This window comes from Pseudomonas kitaguniensis (genome assembly GCF_009296165.1).
Lineage (GTDB): Bacteria > Pseudomonadota > Gammaproteobacteria > Pseudomonadales > Pseudomonadaceae > Aquipseudomonas > Aquipseudomonas kitaguniensis.
Genome location: NZ_VUAZ01000085.1, coordinates 37086 through 46406, shown reverse-complemented (window position 1 = coordinate 46406; position 9321 = coordinate 37086). Strand labels below are relative to the sequence as shown.

Here is a 9321-nt window from a genome sequence, read left to right as displayed (position 1 = left end):
CCAACGCCAAAGCCCTTGGGTGTGACGTTGGTAAACCACCCACAGGATGACCAGCAGCGCGATATGCAACGACGGCGCCTGGTTGAACGGCTTGTCAAAACCCGCCAGCACCGCAAACAGCCAGCCAAATACGCCGTCCAGCTCGGGCCGCTCGAAAGTGAAACGCAGCGGCCAGATCAGGAAACAGCTCACGGCGATTAGTTGAGCGCTCAGCAGGCGCAGCGCGTGTTGTTTCAGCGCATGGCGGCTGTTGGGCAGCAGCAGGGAGAAGCCGTAGAGCAAATCGATGGACCAGTAGGGCACGATGGTCCAGGCCAGGAACGGCATATGGCTTTCCCAGCCGAACACCAGCGCACCCACGTCGCTGCGCTGGCTGGTCACCCAAGTGGCAAACCCATAGGTGCTGAAAAACAGCGGCGCCAATAGCAGCAGCCACAGGACAACGGGTTTTAATAAACCGGGTTCGCGCATGCTCAGATCTTCTGTGCCAGGGACACAGTGAAAATGCCCCACTCATCCACGCGCTGGGTGATCTTGCGAAAGCCTGCGGCTTCGACCAGTTGATCCATTTCCGCCTGGCTGCGACGGCGCATCACCCAGGCTTGGCCCTGACGATGGCTGGTCAACGCACGGGCGATCAATTCCAACTGGGGGTGCCACGGCTGGCCGGTGTAGACCAGGTAACCGCCGGGCTCCACTGCGTCAGCCAAGCCGGCCAGGGAGCCGCCAACCATGCCGTTATCGGCGAACAATTCATACAGCCCGGACACCACCGCCAGGCTCGGTTTGGGGTTGAGTGCCGCCAGGTCCGCGCGATCAAACGCGTCGCCTTTGGAGAACTCTGCGACGTCCCCCAGGCCTTTCTCGCGGATCAGCGCGCTGCCATCGCGTACGTTGATGTCGCTGTAGTCGCGCAGCAGGATCGATTCCGGCAGCGGCGACACGCCCTGCAACGCTTCAAGAATGTAGCGCCCGTGGCCCGCGGCGATATCCAAAATGCGCACGTCGCGGTCGTCCGCGCGCAACCGCGTCATGGCCAGGCGCAGCAGTTCTTCGACGTTCAGCTTGCGCTGGCGGATGCCACGCCAGCCGATGGAATTGAGGTAGTTGGCGTCGATCATTCGCCCCAGCCCGCCCTTGCCGGTGGGTATGTTGCGGTACACGTAATCGAGGGTGCTGCCGGAGTCGAAGCCGGTGTCGAAGCCCAGCTTCACCCCGGCCGAGAGGCTTTTGCCCAGGCCCATGCTGGCGCGGGTCATACGCCAGTACAGGTCGCGCAGCGAATTGCGCGGCAGCGGCGCGGCCAGTGATTCTGACTCGGCGCAGGTGGCGCCCAATTTGTCGGCGTCGAGCAACGAGGCGCGGTCCAGCGGCTGTGCGAAGTTTTGCAGGATAAAACGCCTGGCGCTGGTCACGGCCACCGCGCGGTCGCGTTCGCCGAGGGTGTCGTGGAAGAACCCCGGCAGGATGTGCAGCTCTTTTTTCAGGCTGCCGAGGCGGTCGAAAAACTGCTGTTGGGGTTTGCGGTGCACCACAAAGTCGGAGCCGGAGACCAGCAGTTGCGTTGGCACCTGAATCGCCTGCGCGTCGGCTACCACCCGATCGGCCGCTTCGTACAAGCCGAGCAGCACATTCACCGAGATGGCTTTGGTTATCAGCGGGTCGTTGTCGTAGGACGCCACGCGCTGCGGGTCATGGCTGAGGAACTTGGCCTTGACGTAACTGTTGACGAAAAAATTGCCGCGAAACCTGCGCATCAGCGCCAGGCCAGGGCGGGCGAACGGCACGTAAAGTTTGACCTTGAACGCGGGGGAGGCGAGCACCAGCGCGCGAATTTTCGGTGCGTAGTCGTGCACCCAGGTGGCCGCGATGACCGCGCCGACGCTTTGGGCGATGACGGCGCAATTGGCTTCTTCGATGCCGTAGGCGGCGCCGATGTGATCGCGAAAGGTTTGCACGTCACGCACGCTGGTGGCGAAGCTTGGGCTGTCACCGCGCGCGCCGGGGGATTGGCCGTGGCCACGCGCGTCCCAGGCGAAGAAGTCGAATTGCGCAAGGTCGAGTTCATCGACCATGTGAGCAATGCGGCCTGAGTGTTCGTGACCTCGATGGAACAGCAGGATCGCCTTGCGCGGCGCATCGCCAAGTGCAGCGGTGGCCGGCCAGTGCCGGTAGAAAAGCTCGACGCCATCATGGGTACTGAAGGTGTGCTCTTGCTGTTCGCGCATCGCAAAGTCCTTATGCAGAAGGGGAGGTTTTTTGTTCTTCTTTGAGGCCTTGGCGCACGCGATTGACCACGGTGTAGGCGAGCAGGGCGGCGACCAGCCACATCACCGTGTCCACCCAAACCGCGCCGAGCCAGCCCAGCGCCACGCCGGTGGCCAGCACGCCGAATACAAACGCGCGATCACTTTTGCCCATCGGCCCGTCATAGCGGCGTGACGCGCCAACCATCGGCCCAAGCACGCCGGCGTATTCACTGAATACGGCGAGCAGCGTCACCAGCAGCACCGGCGCCAGGCTCACGCCGGGGATGAATGCAAACGGCAGGATCAGCGCGCTGTCGGCGATCACGTCACACAGTTCATTCAGGTAGGCGCCCAGACGCGACTGTTGGCCGAACTCGCGCGCGAGCATGCCGTCGACGGCGTTGAGGGCCATGCGCAGGACCATCCACAGCGGGATTAGCGCGAACAGCCAGAGGTGTTGGGCAAAGCTGGCTATCAGCAGGCCGACCAGCAGCGAAATAACCCCGGCCAGCACGGTGATCTGGTTGGCGGTGGTGCCGTTTTCGTAGAGGCGCTGCACGAGCGGGCGCAGCAGGTTTTGAAAGCGTGGTTTGAGTTGATAGATCGAAATCATGGGAGGTGACGCTTCCTTGTCCGTGGACCCGCGAAATACTCCTCGGAGTGTGCCGACTAATCCGTGCCTGCACCAGTGATGGCTCGTGTTTCTGGGGGTGTCGTCACGCTCATGGAAGCGCAGCCGATTAAATGCGGGCGATCTGTGCAGTACTCAAACGGTTGCTATCGAACAAAAATTTCACGCTGCGTGTTATATCGTAACCAATTGTTTGCAAGCGGGCGTTGAGTGGATGCAAGTGGATTTAGAAGCTGACGGCGCCTCAATTGAAGGCCTGCCGCGTTTTCAGCAAGGAGTGTTCCATGCCCGTCGATTGCGGCAAGCCGGCATCAGCCTGACTGCCCTGGCCGTTAGCGGCTGGGTGTTGGCCTTGTTTGTCGCGCTGTTTGCGCCATTGTCGATCTGGCCGGTGGTGCTGATCAATTGTGCCTCGGCCTTGTTGGTGTTGGTGGCCGGGTTGCAGTCCGCGTGGTGGGTCGCCGATTGGCGCGCTCAGGCGCTGGAAGGGCCTGCGCCTGAATTGATCGAACAGCCACTTGAAGACACGGGCGGTTACGCGCGTTTTGCCGGACGTTTCGGCAGCCGTGTGTTGGCACAGATTGGCGCGCCGGTGCTGTGGCTCGGCGGTTGGTCGTTGCTCGCGTTGGTCAGCATTATCGAGTTCTGGAACCTGGCCTTGCCGGCGGCGGCGGTTGGCCAGTCTGCAAGCATCGGCGCCGCGCTGGCCCTGGCCTTGGCGTTTGGCTTGCTGGTATTTGAGCGCCGTCTGGCTCAGGAAACCGCCGCCCAATGGCCGGAAGCCTCGCCGTTGGCGCAACTGAGCCGAGTGGCGATTGTGTGCCTGGTGGTCAGCGCGGTCTGCTTGCTGTTTGCCGGTGAGCAATCCGTTTGGCCGCTGCGCTTGGCAACACTGATCGGGTTATTGCCCGCGCTGGTGGCGCTGGAGTTCCTGTTAAGGGCCGCGCTGTCACTGTTCAGCCCGCGCCAGCCGCGCCTTGAACCACGCTTGATGGCGCAAAGCTTTATCGCCGGGCTGCTGCGCTGGCCGCCACAACCGTTGCTGGCGCTGCAGCATGAATTGCATAACCGCTTCGGCATCGATTTGCGGCAGATATGGGCGTTCACCTACATGCGCCGGGCATTCCTGCCGGTGCTGTTGGTGGTGCTGGCCGTAGGCTGGGCGCTGACCGGCGTGCACGAAGTGCCCCTGCAAGGCCGTGGGATTTATGAGCGTTTTGGCAAGCCGGTGGAAGTCTTCGGCCCTGGCCTGCATGCCGGGCTGCCATGGCCTTTGGGTCGCGTGTTAAACGTGGAAAACGGCGTGGTGCATGAACTCGCTACCAGTGTCAGCGAGGCTGCCGCGACGGAGCTGGCGACTGCTGAAGGCCCGGCGCCGCTGATCGCCAATCGGTTGTGGGACGCCAGCCATGTGAACGAAAAATCCCAAGTAATTGCCAGTAGCAGTGGCGACAAGCAGAGCTTCCAAATCGTCAATATGGACGTGCGTTTCGTCTACCGCATCGGCCTCACCGACCAGGCCGCGCTCGCCGCCACGTACAACAGCGCGGATGTACCGACGCTGATTCGCAGCACCGCCAGCCGCATTCTGGTGCACGACTTTGCGTCGCGCACCCTTGACCAATTGCTCGGCGAACAACGCACGCGCTTGGCTGACGAGGTTGGCCGAGCGGTGCAGGCGGACCTGCAAAAACTCGACAGCGGTGTAGAAATTCTGGCCACGGTGGTGGAAGCCATTCACCCACCGGCCGGCGCCGCCAACGCTTATCACGCCGTGCAGGCTGCGCAGATTGGCGCCCAGGCGCTGATCTCGCGTGAGCGCGGTGCCGCCAGTGAGCAAACCAACCAAGCCTTATTGCAAGCCAGCACCGCGCGCGACCAGGCGCTGGCCGGCGCACGCGAAGTGAATGCTGGCGCGCAAGCGGCTGACCTGCGTTTTAGCGCCGAACAAAAGGCCTACGCCGCGGCTGGCCAAGCCTTTTTGCTGGAACAGTATTTCGGCCAACTGAGCCAAGGCTTGGCCCACGCCAAACTGCTTATTCTGGATCACCGTTTGGGCGCCGATGGCGCGCCGACGATTGATCTGCGTTCTTTTACCTTGCCGGCCGATCCCATGGCGCCGCCTAAAGCCGTTCAATAAGGAGTCTGTCTGTTGAGCGCTCATTCTCACGACCATCATCACGCGCATCACCATCATCACGGCCACCACCACCCTGGTGATGAGCACGTCGCCGCTCCATTCCCTTGGCGGCGCATGGCCTGGGCGCTGTTGCTGGTGCTGTTTGCAGTGGCGGCGGCGAGCTTGGTGCAGGTACGTTCCGGTGAGGCCACGGTGATTACCCGCTTCGGCAACCCGTCGCGGGTGCTGCTGGCGCCAGGCCTGGGCTGGCGTTGGCCGGCGCCGTTCGAAGCGGCGATCCCGGTGGACCTGCGCCTGCGCACCACGTCCAGCGGCTTGCAGGATGTGGGCACACGTGACGGCCTGCGGATCATCGTGCAGGCCTACGTGGCGTGGCAGGTGCAGGGCGACGCCGACAATGTGCAGCGTTTTATGCGCGCGGTGCAGAACCAGCCGGATGAAGCTGCGCGGCAGATTCGCACCTTCGTTGGCTCGGCGCTGGAAACCACAGCCGCCAGCTTCGACCTGTCCAGCCTGATCAACACCGACGCCAGCCAAGTGCGCATCGCCGATTTTGAGGCGCAGTTGCGTCAGCAAATTGATCAACAATTGCTCACCACCTATGGCGTACGTGTGGCGCAAGTGGGCGTTGAGCGGCTGACCTTGCCGTCGGTGACCCTCACCGCCACCGTCGACCGCATGCGTGCCGAGCGCGAAACCATCGCCACCGAACGCACTGCCGTGGGCAAGCGCGAAGCGGCGCAGATCCGCTCGGCCGCCGAGCGGGATGCGCGCATTGTGCAAGCCGATGCCACGGTGAAAGCCGCCGCAATCGAAGCGCAATCGCGGGTTGAAGCGGCGCAAATTTATGGGCGCGCCTACGCGGGCAATCCTCAGCTGTACAACCTGCTGCGCTCGCTCGACACCTTGGGCACGGTGGTCACGCCGGGGACCAAGATCATCCTGCGCACTGACGCCGCGCCATTTCGCGCGTTGGTGGACGGGCCGAAGGACGTTCAGCCATGACCACGCGTGACGACCCGGACAGCCCATGGATTCAGGCCGGGCGCCTGACCTTCCTGGCGCTGTATGCGGTGACGGTGTTGGCGGCCTTGGCTTGGGCGTTTTCCAATGTGCGCCAGATCGACCCGCAAAACCGCGCGGTGGTGTTGCATTTCGGGGCCTTGGACCGCATTCAAAACGCCGGGTTGTTGCTGGCGTGGCCGCAGCCGTTCGAGCAAGTCGTGCTGTTGCCGGCGGCGGACCGCGTGATCGAGCGCCGGGTGCAGAACCTGCTGCGTTCCGACGCGGCGACGCAGGCCGACCGTGTCGCCAGTTTTGCCGCGCCATTGAGCGATGCGCTGGCCGGTTCCGGTTACCTGCTGACGGGCGATGCCGGTGTGGTGCAACTGGATGTGCGGGTGTTCTATAAGGTCACCGAGCCCTACGCATTTGTGCTGCAGGGCGAGCATGTACTGCCGGCGTTGGACCGACTGGTGACGCGCAGTGCCGTGGCCCTCACGCAGCGCGGGACCTGGACACGATTCTGGTGGCGCGCCCGGAATTGATCGGTACTGACAACCGCGCCGCCGAGCGCCGTGAGCGTTTGCGCGGTGATCTGGTGCAAGGCATTAACAAGCGCCTGGCCGAGTTGGCCTCCAGCGGTTTGGGGCTGGGCATCGAAGTCGACCGTGTCGACGTGCAATCGAGCCTGCCGGGCCCGGCGGTGAATGCCTTCAACGCCGTGCTGACCGCCAGCCAGCAAGCCGATAAAGCGGTGGCGAATGCTCGTACCGAAGCAGAAAAACTCACTCAAACCGCGAACCAGCAGGCCGACCGCCTGGTGCAAGTCGCCCACGCCCAGGCCAGCGAACGTCTGGCCAATGCCCAAGCGCAAACCGCCACGGTTGCCAGCCTGGCGCAGGTCAAAGACCCGGGTTTGCTGCAACGTCTGTACCGCGAGCGCTTGCCGAAAATTCTCGGCCAGGCCGGTTCCGTTACCACGTCGACCCTAAAGACGACTCCCGCTTGATCATTCAGGGAGCCGAACAATGAGCGCGCCCATGCTGACATCAGCCGAACAGCGCAGTGCTGCCCGGCAATTGACCTTGGCCATGCTGGCCTTGGGTTTATTGGTATTGGGCCTGGTGTGGCGCTGGCTGGCGCCGGACCAGAGCGGGGTCAGCCAGTTGCTGCTGGGCGTGGCGTCGTTGCTGGTGGCGGTGCCGGTGATGCGCTCGGCCTGGTACAGCCTGCGCTACCCGAGCCTGCACGGCATCACCGACCAATTGATCGCCCTGGCGATGATTGGCGCGTGGGCCACGGGCGACCTGCTGACCGCCGCGTTGCTGCCGATCATCATGATTTTTGGCCACGTGCTGGAAGAGCGCAGCGTGATCGGCTCGCAGGAAGCGATCCATGCACTCGGCAAGCTGACACGCAGCCATGCGCGGCGGGTGCAGGCTGATGGCAGCATTGTGGAAGTGGATAACGGCACGCTGAGCACCGGCGACATCGTCGAAGTGCGTGCCGGTGACCGCGTGCCCGCCGATGGCGTGGTGCTGTCGGGCCAGGCCAGCCTGGACACGGCGCCGATTACCGGCGAGTCGGTGCCGCTGGAAGCCAGTGTGGGTGTGCAGGTATTCGGCGGGGCGATTAACCTCGACGGTGTGCTGCGCCTGCAGGTGACGCGCACGGGTGATGAGTCGACGCTGGGCAAAGTCATCGCGTTGATGCAGAACGCCGAACGCTCCAAGCCGCCCATCACGCGGCTGCTGGAGCGCTATGCCGGCAGCTATATGGTGCTGGTGTTGTTTCTGGCGGCGGTGACCTGGTTTGTGACCAATGACGCGCAGGCGATGCTCGCCGTGCTGGTGGCGGCGTGCCCGTGTGCATTGGTGCTGTCGGCACCGGCCACGGCGATTGCCGGGATTGCAGTGGCGGCGCGGCACGGGATTTTGATTCGCAGCTCGGCGTTTCTGGAGGAGCTGGCGGACCTGACGTCATTGGTGGTCGACAAGACCGGCACGCTGACGTTTGGCACCCTGCGTTTGCAGTCCATCGAAACCGCTTTGCCAGACCAACAGGCGTTGTTGAACCTGGCGGCAAGCCTTGGTTCGGCCAGCAGCCACCCGGTCAGCCGCGCACTGGCGGGCTTGGCGACGCAAGAACAACTGCTCGAGCTGACCGACATTCGCGAGCGCCAAGGCCTTGGCGTGGTGGCGCAGACCGAACAGGGCGAGGCAGCGCTGGGGCGCCCGGAGTTGTTCGAGCAGTTAGGCATCGTCAGCAGCGCTGTGCCTGAACACGACGGCCCGATTGCCGGGCTGGCGTTGAATGGGCAATTCCTTGCGTGGCTGTTGCTGGCTGACAGCGTCAAGCCGGAAGCGCGGCAGGCACTGCAAGAGCTGCGGGACTTGGGCCTGGGCCGGCAAGTGCTGCTCACCGGCGACCGCCAAAGTGTGGCCGACAGCCTGGCGCTGGACGTGGGCATCAGCGACGTCCAGGCGCAGGCCTTGCCGGAAGACAAGCTCAACCGCGTGCTGGGGGAAATCGGCAGCGGCTTCCGGCCGATGGTGGTGGGTGATGGCATCAACGACTCGCTGGCGCTCAAGGCGGGCGTGGTTGGCGTGGCGATGGGCGCGGGCGGTGCCGACATCGCGTTGGCCTCGGCGGACGTGGTGTTGATCGGCAGCGATTTGCGCCGCTTGGGCACGTGTGTGCGCTTGAGTCGCCAGTGCCGCCACACGTTGCAGGTCAATGTGATCATTGGTCTGGGCTGGACGTTGGCGATCGTCGTGTTTGCAGCGTTTGGCTGGTTGGGGGCGGCAGGTGCAATGATTGCGGCGGTACTGCATAACCTCAGCACCTTGTTGGTACTGGGTAATGCCGGGCGTTTGCTGCGCTTTCAGGAACCTCTTTTCAAGCTGGAGGAATAATTTTCATAAATAACCGCGCACGGCTGTAACGCCAATCGGGGGCCTCACTCTAGTGGTGTGTCGAGACTGAACAATCCGTTCATACCGGCTCCACTACTGATCATGAGGAATACAAAAATGACGATTAAATCCGCTGCTGCTGGTGCTGCTCTCGCAATGGCCGCCGCGACTATGTTTGCCGGTGTTGCCACCCAGGCTCAAGCAGCTGATACCGCTGTGCACTGTTATGGCATCACCGCGTGCAAAGGCCAGAACGACTGCAAAACCAAAGACCATGCGTGCAAAGGTCTGGGTGCTTGCAAAGGCCAGGGCTTCAAAATCCAGGCCAGTGCGGATGCCTGCACCAAGGCGGGCGGTACCGTCGGCGAGTAACCGGCAACCGAG

7 protein-coding genes and 1 pseudogene are annotated in these 9321 nt (G+C 63.2%); 5 read left to right on the top strand and 3 right to left on the bottom strand.

Annotated features, from left to right (window positions below; genetic code table 11):
* The 3 genes from F0169_RS15385 to F0169_RS15375 form a co-directional block, all read right to left on the bottom strand.
* The coding region (locus tag F0169_RS15385; protein ID WP_482822452.1) for a phosphatase PAP2 family protein at nucleotides 1-471 on the bottom strand (471 nt) is incomplete at its 3' end.
* A 2-nt stretch (nucleotides 472-473) separates the two neighbouring features.
* Complete coding sequence (locus F0169_RS15380; protein WP_152746988.1) at nucleotides 474-2228, bottom strand: bifunctional alpha/beta hydrolase/class I SAM-dependent methyltransferase; 1755 nt, start codon at nucleotides 2226-2228, stop codon at nucleotides 474-476.
* A 10-nt stretch (nucleotides 2229-2238) separates the two neighbouring features.
* The gene (locus tag F0169_RS15375; RefSeq protein WP_152746987.1) at nucleotides 2239-2862 is read right to left on the bottom strand and encodes a CDP-alcohol phosphatidyltransferase family protein; all 624 of its coding nucleotides are present in this window, start codon (nucleotides 2860-2862) and stop codon (nucleotides 2239-2241) included.
* A gap of 232 nt (nucleotides 2863-3094) precedes the next feature.
* Here F0169_RS15375 and hflK (F0169_RS15370) point away from each other — a divergent pair, with 232 nt between their 5' ends.
* The 5 genes and pseudogenes from hflK (F0169_RS15370) (at nucleotide 3095) to bufA2 (ending at nucleotide 9309) form a co-directional block, all read left to right on the top strand.
* Nucleotides 3095-5020, top strand: a complete 1926-nt coding sequence (gene hflK, locus F0169_RS15370) for a protease modulator HflK (RefSeq protein WP_152746986.1) — start codon at nucleotides 3095-3097, stop codon at nucleotides 5018-5020.
* A 9-nt stretch (nucleotides 5021-5029) separates the two neighbouring features.
* Nucleotides 5030-6025 (top strand): protease modulator HflC, encoded by a 996-nt coding sequence (gene hflC / locus F0169_RS15365; RefSeq protein WP_172979452.1) that lies wholly within the window; start codon nucleotides 5030-5032, stop codon nucleotides 6023-6025.
* A pseudogene (hflK, locus tag F0169_RS15360) lies at nucleotides 6022-7054 on the top strand (protease modulator HflK). Before hflC ends, hflK (F0169_RS15360) begins: the two are co-directional and overlap by 4 nt.
* Nucleotides 7051-8937 (top strand): cation-translocating P-type ATPase, encoded by a 1887-nt coding sequence (locus F0169_RS15355; RefSeq protein ID WP_152746984.1) that lies wholly within the window; start codon nucleotides 7051-7053, stop codon nucleotides 8935-8937. Before hflK (F0169_RS15360) ends, F0169_RS15355 begins: the two are co-directional and overlap by 4 nt.
* 117 nt (nucleotides 8938-9054) lie before the next feature.
* Complete coding sequence (gene bufA2, locus F0169_RS15350; protein ID WP_152746983.1) at nucleotides 9055-9309, top strand: BufA2 family periplasmic bufferin-type metallophore; 255 nt, start codon at nucleotides 9055-9057, stop codon at nucleotides 9307-9309.
* The last annotated feature ends 12 nt before the right edge of the window (nucleotides 9310-9321 follow it).